Here is a 21,574-nt window from a genome sequence, read left to right on the forward strand (position 1 = left end):
CGCTGACACCGCGCGCACCACTTTCACCACTGGAGAACTGACATGCCGAAGCCCACCAAGGGCCCCCGCCTCGGTGGCGGTCCCGCCCACGAGCGCCTGCTCCTGAGCAACCTCGCCAACGCCCTCTTCACGCACGGTCGCATCACGACCACCGAGACGAAGGCCAAGCGCCTCCGCCCGGTCGCCGAGCGTCTCATCACGTTCGCGAAGCGCGGCGACCTGCACGCGCGTCGTCGTGTGATCAGCATCCTGCGCGACAAGTCCGTCGTGCACACGCTGTTCACCGAGATCGCTCCCCAGGTCGAGGACCGCCAGGGCGGTTACACCCGCATCACGAAGCTCGGCTTCCGCAAGGGCGACAACGCCCCGCTGGCGTCGATCGAGCTCGTCCTCGAGCCCGTCTCGAGCACGCCCGCTCCGGTCAAGCGCAACTCGGCTCCGGCCGCTGCTGCCGCCCCGGTCGACGAGCCCGCCGCCGACGAGACCACCGAGGAGGCCCCGGTCGAAGAGACCGAGACCACCGAGGAGTCCGCCCCGGTCGAGACCGAGTCCGAGACCGAGGCTGCTGCCGAGGTCGAGGCCGACGCCGCCGAGAAGTCGGACGACGCCGACACCAAGTAGTCCGGTGCCCTCCGGGGCGCTGCACCACCACGAGGAAGCCCCCGCGACCCAGGTCGCGGGGGCTTCCTCGTGTCCGAAGCTGGTCACGGGTCCGGACACCACGACACGCACGACGCGCCGCGTAGGGTGGCCGACCGGTACGACAGGGAAGGAAGTCATGGCGTTCCAGCACGTTGCGGGTCTGGGGACCCGGGTCTGGCGGTGGAGCCGGACCTCGGGCACGCAGCCGCGCCTGCTGCACGCAGGCAAGGCCGCTGCCGCTGCGGTGATCGCCTGGTTCGTGGCGCAGCACATCCCGGGCGTCGCGGCCGAGTACCCGTACTACGCACCACTCGGCGCCGTCGTCGCGATGCAGACCACGGTGTTCGCGGGCATCCGGAGCGGCGTGCAGACCCTGGTCGGGATCGCCCTCGGCATCCTCATCGCCGCGTTCACGATGTGGGTCGGCGACCCCGGCTTCCTCGCGATCGCGCTCGCGGTCGGCGTCGGGGTGCTGGTCGGCGGGTTCCGCGTGCTGGGCGAGGGCAGCTCGTGGGTGTCCACCGCGGCGCTCTTCGTCCTGCTCGTCGGCGGTGCGCACGCCGAGGGCTACTCGCTCGGGTACCTGGTGCAGATGGCCGTGGGCGTCGTGGTCGGGCTGCTGGTCAACTTCCTGGTGTTCCCGCCGCTGCACTTCTGGGACGCCGAACACCGCATCGACGCGGTGAACGGCGTGCTGGCGGACCACCTCGACGGGCTGGCAGCCGTGCTCGAGGAGGGCAAGCGCGACGAGAAGGCGTGGGACCACCAGCAGGACCGCCTGGACCGTGCGATCGCGGACGTCCGGTCACGGGTGGCGATCGCGCACGAGAGCCGTCGGCTCAACCCCCGCGGTGCCCTGCGCGGGTCGCGAGCACGGCTCCAGAAGGACGGCGGACGTTTCCGCGCACTGGAGCGGGTCGCCTGGTACACGACCGACCTCACCGAGCTCGTCGCACGCTCCGGCCCGGTGTCCGAGGGCGTCGGGCGTCCCGACCCCGCGTTCGCCACCCCCATCGCCGAGGCACTGCGGAAGATCGCCAGCACGATCCGCGGCGACTCCCCGGAGGACCAGGCCGAAGAGGCCATCGCACGACTCGAGAGCGCGCTCGACGCATCGCGCGAGAACCCCTCGCACGTCGCGGTCACCTCGGCCGCGCTCGTCGCCCTGCGCGGGATCGTCGAGTCCGAGCGACGCGCCACCGACGACCTCGACACCCGGACCGGTCCGTCGGCGTTCGGCCGTCCGCGCGGCTGAGCGGGTACGGGCGGCCGCCGTCCGGCAGACCGAGCGCGGGCCGGGAGGCACGGATCACCCCCGCTACGGTGGTCACGTGGACGAGACGGTCGGCTTCCAGGACCCCGACAGCACGGGCGACGTGCGGCTCCGGCTGGACATCGCCTACGACGGGGCGGCGTTCTCCGGGTGGGCCCGGCAGCCCGGGCTCCGGACCGTCCAGGGCGCCCTCGAGGCCGCACTCGCCACCGTCTTCACCCGCTGGGGCGAACCGCCGTTGCTCACCGTCGCCGGACGCACCGACGCCGGGGTGCACGCCACCGGGCAGGTCGCGCACCTGGACCTGTCGGCGGAACAGTGGGCAGCGCTCACCGCCAAGCGCGGGACGGGCCGGTCACCGCTCGACGGGCTGCTCAAGCGGGTCAACGGCATCGCGGCACCCGAGGGGGACGTCGTCGTGACCGGTGCCTCGGTGGCGCCCGCGGGGTTCGACGCCCGGTTCTCCCCGCTCTGGCGCCGGTACGAGTACCGGATCGCGGACGCCGACGCCCCGCGCGATCCACGTCAGCGTGGGCACACGGTCTGGCACGCGGCGAGGCTCGACCCGGCAGCGATGGAGCGCGGTGCGCTGACGTTGCTCGGGCTGCACGACTTCGCGACGTTCTGCAAGCCGCGCGAGGGGGCGACGACCATCCGGACGTTGCAGCAGTTCCGCTGGGACCGCGAGCCGGACGGCGTGCTGGTGGCGCGCCTCCAGGCCGACGCCTTCTGCCACTCGATGGTGCGGGCCATGGTCGGCGCGACCATCGCCGTCGGCGAGGGCCGCTTCGGCCCGGACCGCCTCGAGGAACTGCGCGTCGCCGAGGAGCGCACGAGCGCCTTCAAGACGGCGCCGGCGAAGGGACTGACGCTGACCGAGGTGGGCTACCCGGCAGACGCGGAGCTCGCGGAGCGGGCGGAGCAGACCCGGGCCCGACGGTCGGTGGACGGTACCGTCGAGGGATGAGCCCGCGCGAACCCCGTTCCGTCGTGTCCGTCGCCCCCGGAGTCGTCTTCGTCGAGGGCCCTGTGTCCAACTGGGTGGTGCTGGCCGAGGAGGACGGCGTCGCGCTGATCGATGCCGGCTACCCGGCCGACACCGACCTCGTGCTCGACACGGTGCGCGCCGCCGGACACGACCCCGCTGACCTGCGTCGCGTCTACGTCACGCACGGACACGTCGACCACGTCGGCGGCATCCCCGGGATCCTCGAGCGGTACCCCGACGTCGAGGTGCTCGCCCACGCCGACGAGCTCGCCAACGTGCGCGGACCGGAACGGCAGCAGGTCACCCCGGCGGAGATCGGCGGCCGGCTCGCCAGCCCGCGCGTGCTCGCCTGGCTGGCACGGGCGATCCGATCCGACGCCCTCCGACCCACCACCGTCCCGTCCGCTCGCGCGTTCACCGGTGCGGACTTCGCGGGTCGGGCGATCTCGCCGTTCCCGGCCGTCGGCCACACCGACGGCTCGACGGCGTACATGCTGCCCGCGGCGGACGCGATCGTCACGGGCGACGCGGTCGTCAGCCGGCACGACACCCAGCCCGGTTCGTGGGCCCCGCGGCCGCGGATGATCACGCCGTTCTTCACCGCCGACCAGGACCGCGCGCTCGAGTCGGCACGGGTGCTGCCGTTCCCGGCGCTCGTGCTGCCGGGACACGGACCGGCCGTCCGACGCGTGGGCGGGACCTGGCTGCCGATCGGCTGATGCCGCGCGATCGGCTGATGTTGCCGAACGCAATCGGCTGGTGCCGCGCGATCGGCTGATGTTGCCGAACGCAATCATTTACCTCGACGCAACCTGAACGACCCCGCAGGTCGGTAGCGTGCGGGCATGGCCAACACCCTCGGGCGCACTCTGCTGTGCGCCACGGCGGCCGCGACGCTCCTCGCGGCCCCACTCGTCACCGTCACCGCAGCGACCGCGAACCCCGAGGGGACCGGCCTCGTCATCGAGGAGGCCTACCTGAAGGCGGGGAGCAAGGGCGCGTTCTACAACGAGAAGTTCGTCGAGATCGGCAACCCGACCGACGCCGCCGTGTCGCTCGACGGCTGGTCGCTGCAGTACCGGTCCGCCACGGGCACCGGCACGTTCTCGGCCAGTGCACTCCAGGGCACCGTGCCGGCGAAGGGCACGTTCCTGGTGTCGATGGCGGGCAACGGCGGGGCCACCCCGGCCGGCGAGGACCTGCCCGCCGCCGACGACACCGCGACGCTCAACCCCTCGGGCACCACGGGCACGCTCGTGCTGTCCGACACCACCGCGCCCCTGGCGCTCGCCGCCGGACCCGTCACCACCGGCACCGACGGCGTGGTCGACCTGCTCGGCTACGGCGCCTCGAACACGTTCGAGTCGGCCGTGCGCACCGTGACCGGGGACAACTCCGTCCCGAACGGTCTGGTCCGTCAGGGCACCACGGACACGGACGTCAACGGTGCGGACTTCTCCGTGACGACGACGCTCACCCCGCGGAACGCCGCGGGCGAGACGACGGCACCGACCGAGCCCACGGACCCGACCGACCCGGGTGACGGCGGGACCCCCTCGCCCGGCACCCCCACCGAGACGGTGACCATCGCCCAGCTGCAGGGCACCACGGACACCTCGCCGTACGCCGGCAAGAACGTCACGACCGACGGCGTCGTCACCGCGGTGTACGGCACCGGCGGCTTCAACGGCTACACGATCCAGACCCCCGGCACCGGCGGCGCCATCGACCTCGGCGCCCACACCGCGTCCGACGCGGTGTTCGTCTTCTCGTCGGCCACCGCCGGCCTGGTGCACGAGGGCGACCACGTCCGGGTCACCGGTGCCGTGTCCGAGTACTTCGGTCTGACCGAGCTCACGGTGTCCGGGGCCTCGTCGCTGCAGCAGCTGGACGGCACCGTCGCGGCACCACAGCCCGCAGCGGTCGCGTTCCCGTCGTCCGACGCCCAGCGCGAGTCGCTCGAGAGCATGCTCGTCGCTCCCCAGGGCGCGTACACCGTCGCCGACAACTACACGACGAACCAGTACGGCGAGGTCGTGCTCGCCAGCGGCACGAAGCGCCTGGTCCAGCCGACGGAGGTCGGCCGGCCGGGCAGCGCCGAGGCGAAGGCCGTCGAGGCCGACAACGCCGCGCGCAAGGTCACGCTCGACGACGGTGCGAGCACCAACTTCCTGACCCAGGCGAACCAGGGCATCCCGGTGTCGTGGCTCACCCAGGGCCCGGTCACGGTCGGGGCCGCCGCCACCTTCACCGAGCCGGTCGTCCTCGACTACCGCAACAACGGGTGGAAGTTCCAGCCGACCGCCCCGATCACGGGTGCGACCCCGGCCGCCGAGCTGCCGGCGTCGTTCTCGAAGGTGCGCCAGCCGGCACCGCAGGACGTCGGTGGCGACCTGAAGCTCGCCGGCTTCAACGTGCTCAACTACTTCCCGACCACGGGCGACGAGCTCACCGGCTGCAAGTACTACACGGACCGTGCCGGGGACCCCGTCACGGTGAACTCGGGCTGCGACGCCCGCGGTGCCGCCGAGCAGGAGGACTTCCTGCGCCAGCAGGTCAAGATCGTGAAGGCCATCAACGGCCTGGACGCCGACGTCGTCTCGCTCGAGGAGATCGAGAACTCCGTCCGCTTCGGTCAGGACCGTGACGCCGCCGTGGCCACCCTGGTCGACGCGCTCAACGCCGCCACCGGCCAGGACACCTGGGCCTACGCGAAGTCCCCGGCCGTCGTGCCCGCGAGCGAGGACGTCATCCGCCTCGCCCTCATCTACAAGAAGGACCGCGTCGAGCCCGTCGGCGAGTCGACGATCCTGCTCGACGACGCGTTCACGAACGCCCGCCAGCCCGTCGCGGACGCGTTCCGCCCGGTCGGCGGCACCGCGGACGACGACTTCCTGGTGATCGCGAACCACTTCAAGTCCAAGGGCTCCGGCACCGGCGAGAACGCCGACCAGGGCGACGGGCAGGGGGCCTCGAACGCCGACCGCGTCGAGCAGGCGAAGGCCCTCGTGACCTTCTCCACCGACATGCAGGAGCAGTACGGCACCGACAAGGTGTTCATGCTCGGCGACTTCAACGCCTACAGCAAGGAGGACCCGGTGGTGGTCCTCGACGAGGCCGGCTACACCGACCTCGGCCCGGCGCTCGACAGCACCGAGTACTCGTACGTGTTCTCCGGCCTGAGTGGCTCGCTCGACCACGTGTTCGCGTCGAAGGCCGCGCTCGAGACGGTCACGGGCGTGGACATCTGGAACATCAACTCGGTCGAGTCGGTGGGCCTGGAGTACAGCCGCTACAACTACAACGCGACGAACCTGTACACCGACGACGTGTACCGGGCGAGCGACCACGACCCGATCCTGGTCGGGTTCGACCTGGACGCCGCGGGCACCGACCCGGGCACGGACCCGACGCCGGTGCCGACGCCGACCCCGGTGCCGAACCCGACGCCGACCCCGACCCCGACTCCGGTGCCGCCGGTCGACGGGATCACCCCGCCGGTTGCTCCGGTGGCGCCGTCGGAGTCGTTGTTGACGGAGGCGAACCGTGGCGGGGTGTCTGCTCCGGCGACCGCTCGTGCGGGGGAGACGATCACGGTGACGGTCGGTACTGCATCTGCCGGTGACACGGTGAACGTGTGGCTGTTCTCGGAGCCGACCCTGATCGGTACGGCTGTGGTGTCTGCTGACGGGACGGTTCGGGTGACGATCCCGGCGGACACGATGGCCGGCGTGCACCGCCTCGCGGTGACGGCTGCGGACGGGAGCCTGATCGGGTGGACCCCGATCACGATCACCGTGGACGGGCAGCTCGCGTTCACGGGTGCTGCGGGCCTCGGTGCCGGTGCGTTGGTGGCGTTCCTGCTGCTCGCGGCGGGCGCGGGTGTGCTGATCGTGCGTCGCCGACGTCGGACTGCGGCCGCCGCGGAGTAGTCCCCACGCCCCGCGGGCGCACTTCGAGAGCAGGAATGGTCGGGTTCGCACAGCGGACCCGACCATTCCTGCTCACCATGCGCGGTGGGCGCGACCGCGCGACGGACGGGAGGCGCGGTGCGGGGCCGCCCCGTGCCTCCAGGCCGGCAGCCGGCCGCGTTTGACCGACGTACCCCGCGTCGGCTAGGCTCTCACCTTGGTCTGTGCGCCCCGCGCGCGGACAGTCAGATGAGCCCTCCAACCGAGGTGTTCCCGGTGCTTCTGCCCGTGGAACTCCCGACCGGAGTGGGATTCACGGACTCCTCACCTCGACACGAAAGCAGCACTCCTGTGACTCGCACGTTCTCACCGAAGCCGGCAGACGTCCAGCACGACTGGATCGTCATCGACGCCACCGACGTCGTCCTCGGCCGTCTCGCCACCCACGCCGCGGCGCTCCTGCGCGGCAAGCACAAGGCCACCTTCGCCCAGCACATGGACATGGGTGACTTCGTCATCATCGTGAACGCCGACAAGGTCGCCCTGACCGGTTCGAAGCTCGCGAAGAAGGTCTACTACCGTCACTCGGGTTACCCGGGCGGCCTGACGGCGACCTCCTACCCGGAGATGCTCGAGAAGCACCCCACCCGCGCCGTCGAGAAGGCGATCCGCGGCATGCTGCCGAAGAACACCCTCGGCCGCGAGCAGCTCAAGAAGCTGAAGGTCTACGCCGGCGCGGAGCACCCGCACGCCGCGCAGCAGCCCAAGCCGTACATCTTCGACCAGGTCGCACAGTAGTTCCGGCCACGACGACTTCAAGGACACAGAAAACTCATGGCTCAGATCGCTGATTCCCTCGACCAGACCCCGGAGAGCTTCACCACGGAGAGCGCACCCGCCGCTGCCGAGGCCGCTCCCCGTCAGATCCTCAACGTCTCCGGCGGTGCCGTCGGGCGCCGCAAGGAGGCCATCGCGCGCGTCCGGCTCGTCCCGGGCTCCGGCACGTTCGTCGTGAACGGCCGCACGCTCGAGGACTACTTCCCGAACAAGCTGCACCAGCAGCTCATCAACGACCCCTTCAAGGTGCTCGAGCTCCTCGGCTCGTACGACGTCGTCGCCCGCATCACCGGTGGCGGCCCCTCGGGTCAGGCCGGCGCGCTCCGCCTCGCCATCGCCCGCACCCTGAACGAGATCGACCGCGAGAACAACCGCGCGACCCTCAAGAAGGCCGGCTTCCTCACCCGTGACGCCCGCGTCATCGAGCGCAAGAAGGCCGGTCTCAAGAAGGCCCGCAAGGCTTCGCAGTTCTCGAAGCGCTAGTCGTCACCGGCTGAAGATCGCAATGCCGCGTCTGTTCGGTACCGACGGGGTTCGTGGTCTCGCCAACGGCGAGCTGACGGCCGCGCTCGCACTGGGTCTTGCCCAGGCGAGCGCGGCCGTCCTCACACACGGACACCATGCCGACGCCCGCCGGGCGTCGGGCCGACCGCGCCCGCGCGCGGTCCTCGCGCGTGACCCGCGCGTCTCCGGCGAGTTCCTCGGTGCCGCCGTCGCGGCCGGGCTCGCCTCGGCCGGCGTCGACGTGCTCGACGCCGGGGTCATCCCCACCCCCGCCGCGGCGTTCCTCGTCGCGGACATCGACGCCGACTTCGGCGTGATGATCTCCGCATCGCACAACCCCGCTCCCGACAACGGGATCAAGTTCTTCGCCACGGGTGGCCGCAAGCTGCCGGACGAGGTCGAGGACCGCATCGAAGCGGCCATGCACGACCACTCCGCACCCACCCCCACCGGCATCGACGTCGGGCGCATCTCGCGGTTCGCCGACGCCGAGGACCGCTACGTGGTGCACCTGCTCGGTACGCTGCCGCACCGGCTCGACGGCATCCACGTGGTGCTCGACTGCGCGAACGGTGCCGCCGCCGGCGTCTCGCCCGAGGTCTTCGTCAACGCGGGTGCCCGCGTGACGCTCATCGGCGCCGACCCCGACGGCTGGAACATCAACGACGGCGTCGGTTCGACCCACATCGACAACCTCGCCCGCGCGGTGCTCGAGCACGGTGCCGACGTCGGCATCGCGCACGACGGCGACGCGGACCGCTGCCTGGCGGTCGACGCCGCGGGCAACGCGATCGACGGCGACCAGATCATGGCGATCCTCGCGCTGTCCCTGCAGGAGCGCGGCCGCCTGAAGGACGACACCCTCGTCGCGACGGTCATGTCGAACCTCGGGCTGAAGCGCGCCATGGCCGACGCGGGCATCACCGTGATCGAGGCCGGCGTGGGCGACCGCTACGTGCTCGAGAAGATGACCGAGGGCGACTACTCCATCGGTGGTGAGCAGTCCGGCCACATCATCTTCAACGAGTTCGCCACCACGGGTGACGGCATCCTGACCGGGCTGCACCTGGTCGCCGAGATGGCGCGTACGGGCAAGACCCTGCAGGAGCTCGCCTCGTGCATGACGGTGTTCCCGCAGGTGCTGCTCAACGTCCGGGGCGTCGATCGTCACGGGCTCGCCGACCAGGGCGTGCAGGACGCCATCGCCGCCGCCAGTGAGGCGCTCGGGGACAGCGGTCGTGTGCTGCTCCGTCCGTCGGGCACCGAGCCCGTCGTTCGCGTCATGGTCGAGGCCGCCTCGCAGGACGATGCCCAGCGCATCGCCGAGGAGCTCGCCGCCGTCGTGCAGGACCGCCTGGCGCTCGACGCCGCGTAGGTTCCCCTCCGCAAGACACCGGTGTTCGCCGGTTGAACACGCGCAGAACGCGGTTCAGCTCGCGAACACCGGTGTTTTGCGCTGCCCTGCTGGCTGCGCTGCCCCCCCGCTCAGATCTTGCGGAGCAGGACCGAGTTCACCTTGTGGTTCGCGCCCTTCTTCAGCACCAGCGTGGCGCGGGAGCGCGTGGGCAGCACGTTCTCGAGCAGGTTCGGCTCGTTGATCGCCCGCCAGACCTCGGTCGCCGTCCGGACCGCGTCTTCACGCGACAGCGAGGCGAACCGGTGGAAGAACGAGTCGGGGCTCGAGAACGCCTCTTCCTGCAGGGCGAGGAAACGGTCGACGTACCAGGACTCGATGTCCTTCGTCTTCGCGTCCACGTAGATCGTGAAGTCGAACAGGTCGGACAGCGCGAGCCGCCCGTGCACCGGGGGCGCCAGCACGTTGAGGCCCTCGACGATGAGCACGTCGGGCTGCCGGACGACGATCTCGGCATCGGGCACGATGTCGTAGACCAGGTGCGAGTAGTACGGCGCGCGGACCTCGGTCGCCCCGCTCTTCACCTGGCTCACGAAGCGCAGCAGGGAGCGGCGGTCGTACGACTCCGGGAAGCCCTTGCGGTCCATGATCCCGCGGCGCTCGAGCTCGGCGTTCGGGTACAGGAAGCCGTCGGTCGTCACGAGCTCGACCCGAGGGGTGTCCGGCCAGCGCTTCGTCAGCTCGCGCAGCAGACGGGCGACGGTGGACTTGCCGACCGCGACGGAGCCCGCGACGCCGATGACGAACGGCGTGCGTCCGGCGCGCTCCCCGAGGAACCGGCTCGTCTCGGCGTGCAGGTTGCGCGCACCTGCGGCGTAGAGCGTGAGCAGGCGGGACAGGGGCAGGTAGACCTCCTGCACCTCCTGCATGTCCAACCGGTCGCCGAGACCGCGCAGCTGCACGATCTCGGTCTCGGTGAGCGACAGGTGCTCCTTCGGGGCGAGCTGGGACCACTCGTCACGCGGGATCTCCACGAACGGGGTCGGGTGCGCGACGGCGGTCTCCGAGAACGGCATGGGATCGAGCGTACAGACGGGAGGCCCGGGGCACGTGAGCCGACCGGCTCGCGCGCCCCGGGCCTCCAGTCCATTGCTCGGTGCGCGTCCGCAGGACGCGATGCGTCAGGCGGGGAGGGCCGCCTCGATGGCGGCGACGACCTCGGGGGCGTCCGGCTTCGTGGTGGGGCGGAAGCGCGTGACGGTGCCGTCGGGGGCGACGAGGAACTTCTCGAAGTTCCAGGCGACCCGGCCGGCCTTGCCGTCGGCGTCCGGGGTCTCCTTGAGGGCCTGGTAGAGCGGGTGGGCGCTCTTGCCGTTGACCTTGACCTTCTCGGACATCGGGAACGTGACGCCCCAGGTGGTGGAGCAGTACTCGTCGATCGCCTCGGACGAGCCGAGCTCCTGCAGGAACTGGTTGCTCGGGAAGCCCAGCACCGTGAACCCGCGGGGGCCGTACTGCTTCTGCAGGGCCTCGAGCTGCTCGTACTGCGGGGCGAGGCCGCACCGGGAGGCGACGTTCACGACCAGTACGGCCTTGTCGGCGTAGGCGCCGAACGTGGTGTCCTCGCCGTGCAGCGTGGTGATGGCGATGTCGTCGAAGCGTCCCATGGCCGAAACGTTATCCCCACCCCCGGGACTTCGCAGGGTGGGCGTCCAGGCAGACCGTAGGATCGGTCCCATGTGTGGAATCGTCGGCTACGTCGGCAGCAACAGCAGCCAGGACGTCCTCCTCGGTGGCCTCCGTCGCCTCGAGTACCGCGGCTACGACTCGGCGGGCATCGCCGTCGTCGACCCAGCCGGAGACCTCGTGTCGGCCAAGAAGGCGGGCAAGCTCCAGGCCCTGGTCGACGAGCTCGAGTCGTCGCCGATCCCGGACGGCACGACGGGCATCGGGCACACCCGCTGGGCGACCCACGGTGGCCCGACCGACGGCAACGCCCACCCGCACCTGGCCGACGGCGACAAGCTCGCCCTGATCCACAACGGCATCATCGAGAACTTCTCCGAGCTCCGCGCCGAACTGCAGGCCGAGGGCATCGAGTTCCGCAGCGAGACCGACTCCGAGGTCGCCGCGCACCTGGTCGGACGCGCCTTCCGCGACACCGGTGACCTGACCGCCGCCATGCAGCAGGCCGTGCAGCGGCTCGAAGGGGCCTTCACGCTCCTCGTCGTGCACGCCGACCAGCCCGGCGTCGTCGTCGGTGCCCGTCGCAACTCGCCCCTGGTGGTCGGGCTCGGCGACGGTGAAAACTTCATGGGCTCGGACGTCGCCGCGTTCGTCGCCTACACGCAGCGCGCGCTGTCGATCGGGCAGGACGAGATCGCCACGATCCGCCCCGACGGCGTCGACGTCATCCACTTCGACGGCACTCCGGCCACGCCGAGCGAGTTCGAGGTCAACTGGGACGCCTCCGCCGCCGACAAGGGCGGCTGGAGCTCGTTCATGGCGAAGGAGATCAGCGAGGAGCCCGAGGCCGTCGCGAAGACGATCCTCGGTCGCGTCCACGACGGCGCCGTCACGCTGACCGACCTCGACCCGATCGCCGAGCGCCTGGCGACCGTCGACCGCGTCATCGTGATCGCCTGCGGCACCGCCGCCTACGCCGGCATCCTCGGCAAGTACGCCATCGAGCAGTGGGCCCGCATCCCGGTCGAGGTCGAGCTCGCGCACGAGTTCCGCTACCGCGACCCGGTGCTGAACGAGCGCACCCTGGTCGTCTCGATCAGCCAGTCCGGCGAGACCATGGACACGCTCATGGCCGTCAAGTACGCCCGCGAGCAGGGCGCGCAGGTCCTGTCGATCTGCAACACCCAGGGCGCCACGATCCCGCGTGAGTCCGACGCCGTGATCTACACGCACGCCGGGCCCGAGGTCGCCGTCGCGTCGACCAAGGCCTTCATCGCCCAGGGCGTCGCGCTCTACCTGCTCGGGCTGCACCTGGCGACGCTGCGCGGCACGCTCACCACCGAGCAGATCGCCGAGCAGGTGGCCGAGCTCGAGGGGCTCGCCCCGAAGCTGCAGCAGACCATCGAGGACGCCGCCGGCATCAAGGACCTGGCGCGCTGGATGGCGGACACCCGGAGCGTGCTGTTCCTCGGCCGCCACGTCGGCTACCCGATCGCACTCGAGGGCGCCCTCAAGCTCAAGGAGCTCGCGTACATCCACGCCGAGGGCTTCGCCGCCGGTGAGCTCAAGCACGGCCCGATCGCCCTGATCGAGCCGGGCCAGATCGTCTTCGTCATCGTGCCCTCGCCGCGCGACCCCCGATCCCTGCACCCGAAGGTCGTCTCGAACATCCAGGAGATCCGCGCACGCGGTGCCCGGGTGATCGCGATCGCCGAAGAGGGCGACGCCGCGGTGCTGCCGTTCGCCGACGAGGTCCTGCGGATCCCGCTGGCGACCCCGCTGTTCGAGCCGCTGCTCGCCGTGGCACCGCTGCACATGTTCGGCATGGAGCTCGCCGCCGCCAAGGGCCTCGACGTCGACCAGCCACGCAACCTCGCGAAGTCGGTCACCGTCGAGTAGTCGCGACGGTGATCATCGGGATCGGGGTCGACGTGGTCGACCTGGAGCGGTTCGAACGGGTGCTGGAGCGCACACCGGCGATGCGGGCGCGGCTGTTCACGCCGTCCGAGCAGGTGCGTGACGGCGAACCCCGGCCGATCGCGTCCCTCGCCGCACGGTTCGCTGCGAAGGAAGCCCTGATCAAGGCCTTCGGGTCGAGTGCCGGGCTGAGCTGGCAGGACCTCGAGGTCGTGTCCGACGACCAGCGGAACCCGTCGCTCACCCTGCACCAGGGGGCCCGGCAGGTGGCGGACGCGCGTGGCGTGACGTCCGTGCACCTGTCGCTCTCGCATGATGGAGGGATCGCGACCGCGTTCGTGGTCCTGGAAGGAACAGACGTGGTCCTGGAAGGAACTGCCCGGTGAGTGCGTTCACCGGCATCACCGTCGATCGCGGAGCCCTGATCGAGAACTACGCGACGATCGCCGACCGGGTCGCACCGGCCGGGGTCATCGCCGTCGTCAAGGCGAACGCCTACGGCCACGGGGCCCTCGACGCCGCGCAGGCCTTCGTGGACGCCGGAGCCGAGTGGCTCGGGGTCGCCGACATCGACGAGGCCGTCGCGCTCCGTCAAGGCGGCATCGACGAGGGGGTCCGGATCCTCGCGTGGCTGCACGCCCCCGACGAGGACTTCCGTCGCGCCGCGCAGTTCGACGTCACGCCCGCGGTGTCGAGCGTCGAGCAGCTCTCCGCAGCAGCCGACTCCGACGTCCGCGCCGTGCACCTGTGCGTCGACACCGGCCTCAGCCGCAACGGTGCGGTCGAATCCGAGTGGGCCGAGCTCTTCGCGACCGCCGGCACCCTGGCCCGCGGCGGCAACCGCACCCGGGTCGAGGGGCTCATGTCCCACCTGTCGAACGCGTCGCGCACCGACGACCTCGACCAGGACGCCGCACTGCAGCGGGCGCTGGACGGCCTCGCCGCGAACGGCATCGTGCCGGACGTGGTGCACCTCGCCGCGAGTGCCGCGAGCATCGCCGTGCCGGAGACCCGCCACGACCTGTCCCGCGTCGGACTTGCCCTGTACGGGCTGAGCCCCTTCGACGGTCGCACCTCGGCCGACCTCGGGCTGCGCCCGGCGATGCGGGTCACCGCCGCCGTGCTCCGCACCGTGCCGGTCGCTGCGGGCGACGGTGTCTCCTACGGCTACACCTGGCGCGCCGAGACGGACACCCGTCTCGCCGTGATCGGCCTCGGCTACGCGGACGGCTTCGACCGCGACTTCGGCAACCGGGTCTCGGTGCGGATCGGAGACCGGACGTTCCCGGTGGTCGGACGCGTCGCGATGAACGCCATGCACGTCGACATCGGCGACGCCGACGTGCAGGTCGGCGACGAGGCGGTGCTGTGGGGCGACCCCGCGAACGGCGACCCCGCCGTCGAGGACTGGGCCGACGCCATCGGCACGATCAACTACGAGGTGGTCGCCCGGATCGGCCGCAGCGTGGAACGGAGGACGACGTGAGCTCCGCACCGCTGCGTCAGGCGCGCATCGACCTCGACGCCTACCGGGCCAACCTCGACCGTGTCCGCGAGTGGATGGACCCGGTCGCCGTGATGGCGATCATGAAGGCCGACGCGTACGGGCACGGCCTCGAGCCGATCGCGCTCGCCGCCGTCGACGCCGGCGTCCGCTGGATCGGTGTGCTGACGGTGCCCGCGGCCCTGCGCCTGCGCTCGATCGGCGTCGGCGAGGACGTCCACCTGTTCACCTGGCAGCACGACCCCGACCTGGACTTCCGTGACGCCATCGACTCGGCCGTCGACCTCGGCGTCTCGAACGTCGCCGAGCTGCAGCGCATCGTCGACGCCGTCGACCAGCGACCGGCCCGGGTGCACCTCGGCGTCGACTCCGGCCTGCACCGCGACGGCGCGACCCCGGCGGACTGGCCGGCGCTCGTCGAGCTCGCCCGGGACGCCCAGCGGAACGGCCGCATCGAGGTCGTCGCCGCGTACACGCACCTGGCCGAGGCGTCCGACCACGAGGACAGCGCCGCGGTCGCCGTGTTCGACGCCGCGATCGAGATCGCCGAGGACCTGGGGCTCGACGTCCCGATGGAGCACGTCGCCGCGTCGCTCGCGGGGCTGGAGCGCAAGGAGTTCCGCAAGGACATGGTCCGGATGGGCGCGAACCTGTTCGGCATCCCCGGAGCCGACGGCGTCTCGGCGGCCGACCTCGGACTCGAGCCGGTGATGACCCTGACCGCGTCGGTCGCGAAGACGAAGCGCGTCCCCGTCGACACCGGCGTCTCCTACGACTACACGTACCGCACGGCGACCGAGACGACCCTGGCGCTCGTGCCCGTCGGGTACGCCGACGGGGTCCCGCGTCTGGCGCAGGGCCGCATCGAGGTCGCGATCCGCGGCAAGCGCTACCCGATCGCCGGCCGCGTCGCGATGGACCAGTTCCTGGTGGACGTCGGCGAGGACGACGTGCAGACCGGCGACACCGTCGCGCTGTTCGGCACCGGCGAGCACGACGAGATGACCGTGCTCGAGTGGGGCGCGGCGCTCGAGACCATCGGCGAGGAGATCGTCTGCCGGATCGGCAGCCGTGTGCCCCGGTTCTACGAGGGCCACGACATCGAGGGACGGGTCGGGGAGTACCTGCGGGGCGAGCGGCCGTGACCGAGTTGCCGCACGTCCTGCTCGACACCACCGTCGACGGCACCGACGCGATGGGGGAGCTCGGCGCCCGGCTGGCCGCCGTGCTGCGCGCGGGGGACCTCGTCGTGCTGACCGGGCCGCTCGGTGCCGGCAAGACGACCCTGACGCGCGGGCTCGGCGCCGCACTCGGTGCGCGCGGCCAGGTGTCCAGCCCGACCTTCGTCCTCGCCCGGACGCACCCGACGACCGCCGGCCCCGACCTGGTGCACGTCGACGCCTACCGTCTGTCCGACCCGGTCGAGCTGGACGACCTCGACCTCGACTGGGACGCCGCCATCGTCGTCGTCGAGTGGGGTCGCGGCATGGTCGACGGCATCAGCGACAGCGTGCTCGACGTCGAGATCACCCGGGCCACCGGCGCCGACGCGGCCGACCACGGTGTCGACGACGACCTCGATCCGGACGACGTGCCCGACGAGCCGCGCCGGGTCGTCGTCACCGCGACGGGGCCGCGCTGGACGGGCGTCGACCTCTGACCCTGCAGCGCGTGGACACCGGTGCGGTCGACGACCTCCGCACCTTCCTCGTCGGTGCCGACCTGACCGTCGCCGGGCTCGACCGTGCTGGCCACGACCGTGCCGGTCTCGAGCCGACCGTCCGGCTGTGGGTCGACCGTGCCGAGGACGGCCGCGTGGTCGGCAGCACCGGGTACGAGACGAGCGCCGACGGCGTCCACGTGCTCGTCCGCAGCGTGGCGGTCGCGCCGCAGCTCCGGGGGCTCGGCCACGGCACCCGGCTCGCGCGCTTCGCCGTCGACCACGCCGCGGTCACGGGCGCGCGACGGGCGTGGCTGTTCTCGCGGCGCTCCGGTCCGTTCTGGCAGTCGCTCGGGTTCACCCTCGCCGACCGCGACGACCTGGCGGCCGCCCTGGCCGCCACCCACCAGGTCCGGTCGTTCCGGCGGACCGGGCAGCTCGCGCGCGAGGTCGCCTGGTCCCTCGACCTGACCGCGGTGTGAGCCGGCGCGGCCGGGCGACAGCGGGTGTCCCGGTACCACCCAGCCGGCTCCGGGAGGATGCGGTGTGCCGACGCTCATCGTGACCGCCCACCCGGACCCCGACTCCCTCACCCACCACCTCGCGGCTCGCCTGCGGGACGCCCTGCCCGCGGGGACGGTCGAGACCGCCGACCTGGCGGCCGAGGGGTTCGACCCGCGCTTCACCCTCGCCGACCGGCAGACCTACCGGACCGGCACGGACGCGCTGGCCGACGTCGTCGCCGAGCAGCAGCGCATCGACCGCGCCACCGACCTCGTCCTCGTGTTCCCGGTCTGGTGGTGGTCCGTGCCCGCGGTGCTCAAGGGGTGGATCGACCGCGTGTTCGTGAACGGCTGGGCGTTCGACGTCGACCCGGACGGCGGCATCCGTCGGGCGCTCGAACGGCTCACTGTCCACCTGGTGCCGATCGCGGGCGACGACGCCGGCGTGTACGAACGGCACGGGTACGCCGAGGCGCTCCGGACGCAGGTCGAGCACGGCATTGTCGACTTCTGCGGTGCCCGGCGGGGCGCCACCGTGTTCGTGCACGACTCCGAGACCGAGGACGCCGAGGCTCGCGAGCGCGCGGTCGCCGCGGCGGTGGAGGGTGTCCGTCGGGCGGTCGTCGACCGTGCCCCGGCCGGCGACCGGTAGCCTCGCAGCAGATCTGGTCAGCGCGAACGGGGGAACCATGCGCATCGTCCTCGACACCGGCGGCTTCAGCGACGTGGAGGTCGGCACGGTGGACCGTGACGACACCGAGTTGGTGTTCCGGTCGCCCGCAGGAGCGGTCGTGGCACGCCATCCGGTGACCGCCGTCGTCTGCCTGGAGGTCCGGGCGACCGGCCCGCGGTCAGCGTCGGCGCCGGTGCCAGCCGTCGCCACGACGTCCGGAGCGGACGACCCGTCGTCCCCGCTGGTGGTCCGGGCTGCACCGACCGGCAACCCGCAGGTCGACGCTGCTCGGCTCGACCGGCCCGCCGCCTACGCGCCGTGGACGCAGCAGGAGGACACCGGGCTCGAGGCAATGACGGCCGCGGGGATGTCCGTGGCGGACGTTGCGATCGTCCTGCGTCGCCAGGACGGCGGTGTGCGGTCCCGGCTGCGGCACCTTCGAGGAGCAGCGGACGAGGCCGCGACGGGTACGGGCGCGACGTCGCCCACCAGCACGGTCCGTTTCGACTAGCCGCGGCCCCCTGACTTGCATGACGGATCGAACGTCCCCGCGTCCCGACGTGCAGGTGCTTGGAAGTTCGATCTGAAGTTATAGGGCAGAGGGCACTTTGCTTATGATGAGGAGATGCGCCGAGAAGACTTCCGATCAGAACGCTTCGGCACACTCGCCACGCGTCCGTTGTCCGAGTGGCCGCACGCCTACTTCTTGCCCGCGCCGTTACCACGTGAGCTCGTCCTCGAGCCGATGACGAACGCCGCAGTGTCCCGCGCGGACATCGCGATCGGTCGGCTCGCCGGGCTCGGGCAGCTCATCCAGGAACCAGAACTCCTGCTCGGCCCGTCCATGGCGCAGGAGGCGCTGGCGAGTTCGCGCATCGAGGGGACCCAGGCGTCACTGAGCGATGTGCTCAGCGTCGAGAACGACGACGAGATCCTCGACGAGGATCTCCGCGAGGTGGACAACTACCTCCGGGCCGCCCGCGAGGGAGTGGCGCTCCTCGCAGATCTCCCCATCACCCAACGGTTCATCTGTTCGCTCCACGAGACCCTGATGCGGGAGGTCCGTGGAGACGAGAAGTCGCCCGGTGAGCTTCGTCGCTCACCAGTGTGGATCGGATCTCCGAACGCTCGACCGGAGACTGCCCGGTTCATCCCGCCGCACCAGGACCACCTTCCCGAGACCCTTGACGACTGGGAGCGTTTCGTCAACGCACCACTGGAGTCGATGTCGGTCACGGTGAAGTGCGCTCTGATGCACTACCAGTTCGAGACGATCCACCCGTTCCTCGACGGCAATGGTCGGATCGGGCGCCTCCTGATCGGGTTCTCGCTGATCGCAGACGGCATCCTGCCCGCGCCGATCTTGCACATCTCGGGGTACTTCGAACAACACCGAACCGAGTACTACGAGCGGTTGCAGGCCGTTCGGGAGCGCGGAGAGGTCAACGAGTGGATCCAGTTCTTCGCCGAGGCGGTGACCGTCCGAGCGAATGACAGCGCCGAGCGGATCCGGAAGCTCGTGGAGATCCGCGAGCGATACCGCCTCGCTGCGCGGACGGAGCGTTCGGCGCTCCCCGGGCTCGTCGACGTGATCTTCAAGAACCCCGTCCTCACGGTGGCGTCGGTCCGGAGGGCGCTCGGCGTGTCACAGCCGACGGCATCCGCGTTGCTCCGTCGAGCCGAGGAGTACGGCTGGCTCCGGTCGCTCGGGCGAGCGGGCAGAGGCGGTCGCGAGCGCTGGCGTGCCGACGAGATCTGGAACGCGGTCGCTGGCAGCCTCGACGAGGACTGACTCCTTGCCCCGCCCCGCCTACGATGGACGGGTGCTGCTCGCGATCGACACCTCCGCCGGGACCTCCGTCGCCGTCGTCGACCCGGCCACCGGCCAGGCCCTCGCGACCCGCGACACCGAGGACAGCCGCCGGCACGCCGAGGTGATCGGTCCGTTCCTCGCCGAGACCCTCGCCGAGGCTGGCATCACCGGAGCCGACGTCACCGGCGTCGTCGCCGGCATGGGCCCGGGCCCCTTCACCGGCCTGCGGGTCGGCATCGCTGCCGCCCGCACCTTCGCCGCAGCCCGCGGCGTCCCCGTCCTGCCCCTCGTCAGCCACGACGCCGTCGCCCTCGACCAGCGCGATTCGGGCGCCGCCGGTCCGTTCGTCGTCCTCACGGACGCCCGCCGCCGCGAGGTCTACTGGAGCGCCTACGACGCCGACGGCGTCCGCGTGGCCGGCCCCGGACTCGCCAAGCCCGCCGATCTCGACGACGCGATCCGCGCCTCCCGGCCCGCAGCGGTGGGCTGGGACCGCGTGACGGTCGCGTCCATCCCGGCCTGGAGGCTCGGCTCGCTCGCCGCGGACCGGCTCGCGTCCGGTGCGGCGTTCGACCAGGACACGCCCCTGTACCTGCGCGACCCCGACGTCACGGTGCCGGGTGCGCCGAAGCGGGTGAAGCAGTGACCCTGCCGGACGGGCTCCGCCTGCGGCGAGCACACCCGCAGGACCTCGACGACATCATGTGGCTCGAGCACGTCTCGTTCCCGACGGACGCCTGGTCAGCGTCGCAGATGTCCGGCGAGCTGTACTCACCGCACGGGTACTACGTCGTGATCGAGACGGCCGACGACACGTCCGCGCCGGTGGTCGTCGGGTACGCCGGGCTCTCGTCGCTCGCGGGCAACCCGGTCGCCGACGTGCAGACCATCGCCGTCGCCGCGGACCAGCGCGGCAAGGGGCTCGGGCGGGTCCTGTTCACGGAGCTGCTCGACGAGGCGCGGCGCCGCGGTGTGCGCGAGGTGTTCCTCGAGGTGCGCGCGGACAACCCCGTCGCGCAGGCGATGTACACGGCGTTCGGGTTCGAGCACATCGCGACCCGGCCGCGCTACTACCAACCGGACGGCGTCGACGCGTGGGTGATGCGGGCGGAACTGCCCGGCCCGGACGCCGAGCGGTCTTCCGACGTCGGACCCATCGGACAGGAGGCCCTCGGTGAGCGCGACTGAACCACTGGTGCTCGGCATCGAGACGAGCTGCGACGAGACGGGCGTCGGCATCGTGCGGGGGAGCACCCTGCTCGCGAACGTGATCGCCTCGAGCATGGACGAGCACGCGCGCTACGGCGGAGTCGTGCCCGAGGTCGCCGCACGGGCCCACCTGGAGGCGATGACCCCGACGCTGCACGAGGCGCTCGAGCGTGCCGGCGTCACCCTCGACGAACTCGACGCCGTCGCGGTGACCGCCGGGCCGGGCTTGGCGGGGGCGCTCATGGTCGGGGTGGGAGCCGCGAAGGCGCTCGCCGTGGCCACCGGCAAGCCCCTGTACGGCGTGAACCACCTGGTCGGGCACGTCGGCGCCGACGTGCTGCGCGAGGACGGCAGCGAGATCGAGCTGCCGACGATCGCGCTGCTGGTCTCCGGTGGCCACACGTCGCTGCTGCTGGTGCGGGACCTGGTGGGCGACGTCGAACTGCTCGGCGAGACGATCGACGACGCGGCGGGCGAGGCGTTCGACAAGGTCGCGCGGCTGCTCGGACTGCCCTACCCCGGCGGCCCGCAGATCGACCGTGCCGCGGCCGAGGGCGACCCGACGGCGATTCGGTTCCCCCGGGGACTGACGCTGCCGAAGGACATGGCCGCGCACCGGTACGACTTCTCGTTCTCAGGGCTCAAGACCGCCGTCGCACGGTGGGTCGAGCGCTGCCGCGACGAGGGCCGCGAGGTGCCGGTGGCCGACGTCGCCGCGAGCTTCCGCGAGGCCGTCGTCGACGTCCTGCTGACCAAGGCCCTGAACGCGTGCCGCGACACCGGCGTCGACCGGCTGCTGCTCGGTGGCGGGGTCGTCGCGAACGCCCGACTGCGACAGGTCGCCGAGGAGCGCTGCGCGGCCGCGGGCGTGCGGCTCCGGATCCCGCCGTTCGACCTGTGCACGGACAACGGCGCGATGATCGCCGCCGTCGGTGCCCGACTCGTGGCCGAGGGGCACGCGCCGAGCGACCTCGGCATCGCGGCGGACTCGACCCTGCCGGTGACGACCGTCCAGGTCTGACCAGTTCGGCCCCGGTTCTTCTTCGGGAGCCTGTGGGAGGATTCACACGGGCGTCGGAGAGACCGGACGCCCGAGAGGG

At 71.6% G+C, this 21,574-nt stretch carries 22 protein-coding genes; 20 read left to right on the top strand and 2 right to left on the bottom strand.

The genetic code is table 11. The features are described 5' to 3' along the window. Positions 1 to 42: 42 nt before the first annotated feature. From rplQ to glmM, 8 genes are all read left to right on the top strand, one after another. Positions 43 to 621, top strand: a complete 579-nt coding sequence (rplQ, locus tag DEJ04_RS05595; protein ID WP_071245471.1) for a 50S ribosomal protein L17 — start codon at positions 43 to 45, stop codon at positions 619 to 621. 157 nt (positions 622 to 778) lie between these two features. Next, on the top strand, positions 779 to 1,897 hold the full coding sequence (locus DEJ04_RS05600) for an aromatic acid exporter family protein (protein WP_111046471.1): 1,119 nt from the start codon (positions 779 to 781) through the stop codon (positions 1,895 to 1,897). A 76-nt stretch (positions 1,898 to 1,973) separates the two neighbouring features. Then, complete coding sequence (gene truA / locus DEJ04_RS05605) at positions 1,974 to 2,882, top strand: tRNA pseudouridine(38-40) synthase TruA (RefSeq protein ID WP_258371317.1); 909 nt, start codon at positions 1,974 to 1,976, stop codon at positions 2,880 to 2,882. Next, positions 2,879 to 3,622, top strand: coding sequence for an MBL fold metallo-hydrolase (locus tag DEJ04_RS05610; protein ID WP_111046472.1), 744 nt, complete (start codon positions 2,879 to 2,881; stop codon positions 3,620 to 3,622). The genes truA and DEJ04_RS05610 overlap by 4 nt, the downstream gene beginning before the upstream one ends. 126 nt (positions 3,623 to 3,748) lie before the next feature. Further along, a complete protein-coding gene (locus tag DEJ04_RS05615; RefSeq protein ID WP_146248646.1) occupies positions 3,749 to 6,835 on the top strand; it encodes an ExeM/NucH family extracellular endonuclease in 3,087 nt (1,028 codons plus the stop codon). A gap of 330 nt (positions 6,836 to 7,165) precedes the next feature. Then, positions 7,166 to 7,612 (top strand): 50S ribosomal protein L13, encoded by a 447-nt coding sequence (gene rplM / locus DEJ04_RS05625; protein ID WP_027466717.1) that lies wholly within the window; start codon positions 7,166 to 7,168, stop codon positions 7,610 to 7,612. A 36-nt stretch (positions 7,613 to 7,648) separates the two neighbouring features. After that, on the top strand, positions 7,649 to 8,134 hold the full coding sequence (gene rpsI, locus DEJ04_RS05630; protein ID WP_027466716.1) for a 30S ribosomal protein S9: 486 nt from the start codon (positions 7,649 to 7,651) through the stop codon (positions 8,132 to 8,134). A 22-nt stretch (positions 8,135 to 8,156) separates the two neighbouring features. Then, on the top strand, positions 8,157 to 9,530 hold the full coding sequence (glmM, locus tag DEJ04_RS05635; RefSeq protein WP_071406153.1) for a phosphoglucosamine mutase: 1,374 nt from the start codon (positions 8,157 to 8,159) through the stop codon (positions 9,528 to 9,530). A 110-nt stretch (positions 9,531 to 9,640) separates the two neighbouring features. Here the strand turns inward: glmM and coaA are convergent, their stop codons facing one another. Both coaA and DEJ04_RS05645 read right to left on the bottom strand, forming a co-directional pair. Further along, positions 9,641 to 10,585, bottom strand: a complete 945-nt coding sequence (gene coaA, locus DEJ04_RS05640) for a type I pantothenate kinase (RefSeq protein ID WP_111046473.1) — start codon at positions 10,583 to 10,585, stop codon at positions 9,641 to 9,643. Positions 10,586 to 10,690: 105 nt separating this feature from the next. Beyond that, positions 10,691 to 11,176 carry a glutathione peroxidase gene (locus tag DEJ04_RS05645; protein WP_071245463.1) on the bottom strand — a complete coding sequence of 162 codons (486 nt, stop codon included), beginning with the start codon at positions 11,174 to 11,176 and terminating at the stop codon, positions 10,691 to 10,693. 70 nt (positions 11,177 to 11,246) lie between these two features. Between DEJ04_RS05645 and glmS the strand changes: the two genes are divergently transcribed. From glmS to tsaD, 12 genes are all read left to right on the top strand, one after another. Then, positions 11,247 to 13,094: a glutamine--fructose-6-phosphate transaminase (isomerizing) gene (gene glmS / locus DEJ04_RS05650; RefSeq protein WP_111028979.1), complete on the top strand. Its 1,848-nt coding sequence runs from the start codon at positions 11,247 to 11,249 to the stop codon at positions 13,092 to 13,094. A gap of 8 nt (positions 13,095 to 13,102) precedes the next feature. After that, positions 13,103 to 13,498: a holo-ACP synthase gene (locus DEJ04_RS05655; RefSeq protein WP_111046474.1), complete on the top strand. Its 396-nt coding sequence runs from the start codon at positions 13,103 to 13,105 to the stop codon at positions 13,496 to 13,498. After that, complete coding sequence (gene alr, locus DEJ04_RS05660; RefSeq protein ID WP_111046475.1) at positions 13,495 to 14,598, top strand: alanine racemase; 1,104 nt, start codon at positions 13,495 to 13,497, stop codon at positions 14,596 to 14,598. The genes DEJ04_RS05655 and alr (DEJ04_RS05660) overlap by 4 nt, the downstream gene beginning before the upstream one ends. Continuing rightward, the gene (alr, locus tag DEJ04_RS05665) at positions 14,595 to 15,761 is read left to right on the top strand and encodes an alanine racemase (protein ID WP_181437743.1); all 1,167 of its coding nucleotides are present in this window, start codon (positions 14,595 to 14,597) and stop codon (positions 15,759 to 15,761) included. Before alr (DEJ04_RS05660) ends, alr (DEJ04_RS05665) begins: the two co-directional genes overlap by 4 nt. After that, positions 15,758 to 16,276, top strand: a complete 519-nt coding sequence (tsaE, locus tag DEJ04_RS05670) for a tRNA (adenosine(37)-N6)-threonylcarbamoyltransferase complex ATPase subunit type 1 TsaE (protein WP_181437744.1) — start codon at positions 15,758 to 15,760, stop codon at positions 16,274 to 16,276. Before alr (DEJ04_RS05665) ends, tsaE begins: the two co-directional genes overlap by 4 nt. A gap of 11 nt (positions 16,277 to 16,287) precedes the next feature. Then, positions 16,288 to 16,758, top strand: coding sequence for a GNAT family N-acetyltransferase (locus DEJ04_RS05675; RefSeq protein ID WP_111032258.1), 471 nt, complete (start codon positions 16,288 to 16,290; stop codon positions 16,756 to 16,758). 64 nt (positions 16,759 to 16,822) lie between these two features. Then, entirely contained in the window at positions 16,823 to 17,431 is a 609-nt protein-coding gene (locus DEJ04_RS05680) for an NAD(P)H-dependent oxidoreductase (RefSeq protein ID WP_071406146.1), read from the top strand. Positions 17,432 to 17,468: 37 nt separating this feature from the next. Then, positions 17,469 to 17,963, top strand: coding sequence for a hypothetical protein (locus tag DEJ04_RS05685; RefSeq protein ID WP_111053736.1), 495 nt, complete (start codon positions 17,469 to 17,471; stop codon positions 17,961 to 17,963). A gap of 234 nt (positions 17,964 to 18,197) precedes the next feature. Then, on the top strand, positions 18,198 to 19,244 hold the full coding sequence (locus DEJ04_RS05690) for a Fic family protein (protein ID WP_258371320.1): 1,047 nt from the start codon (positions 18,198 to 18,200) through the stop codon (positions 19,242 to 19,244). Between the two features lie 31 nt (positions 19,245 to 19,275). Then, a complete protein-coding gene (gene tsaB, locus DEJ04_RS05695; protein WP_111046479.1) occupies positions 19,276 to 19,911 on the top strand; it encodes a tRNA (adenosine(37)-N6)-threonylcarbamoyltransferase complex dimerization subunit type 1 TsaB in 636 nt (211 codons plus the stop codon). Then, complete coding sequence (rimI, locus tag DEJ04_RS05700) at positions 19,908 to 20,453, top strand: ribosomal protein S18-alanine N-acetyltransferase (protein WP_111046480.1); 546 nt, start codon at positions 19,908 to 19,910, stop codon at positions 20,451 to 20,453. The genes tsaB and rimI overlap by 4 nt, the downstream gene beginning before the upstream one ends. Continuing rightward, on the top strand, positions 20,440 to 21,495 hold the full coding sequence (gene tsaD, locus DEJ04_RS05705; protein WP_111023300.1) for a tRNA (adenosine(37)-N6)-threonylcarbamoyltransferase complex transferase subunit TsaD: 1,056 nt from the start codon (positions 20,440 to 20,442) through the stop codon (positions 21,493 to 21,495). The genes rimI and tsaD overlap by 14 nt, the downstream gene beginning before the upstream one ends. Positions 21,496 to 21,574: the final 79 nt, after the last annotated feature.

Source organism: Curtobacterium sp. MCLR17_044 (assembly GCF_003234435.1).
GTDB lineage: Bacteria > Actinomycetota > Actinomycetes > Actinomycetales > Microbacteriaceae > Curtobacterium > Curtobacterium flaccumfaciens.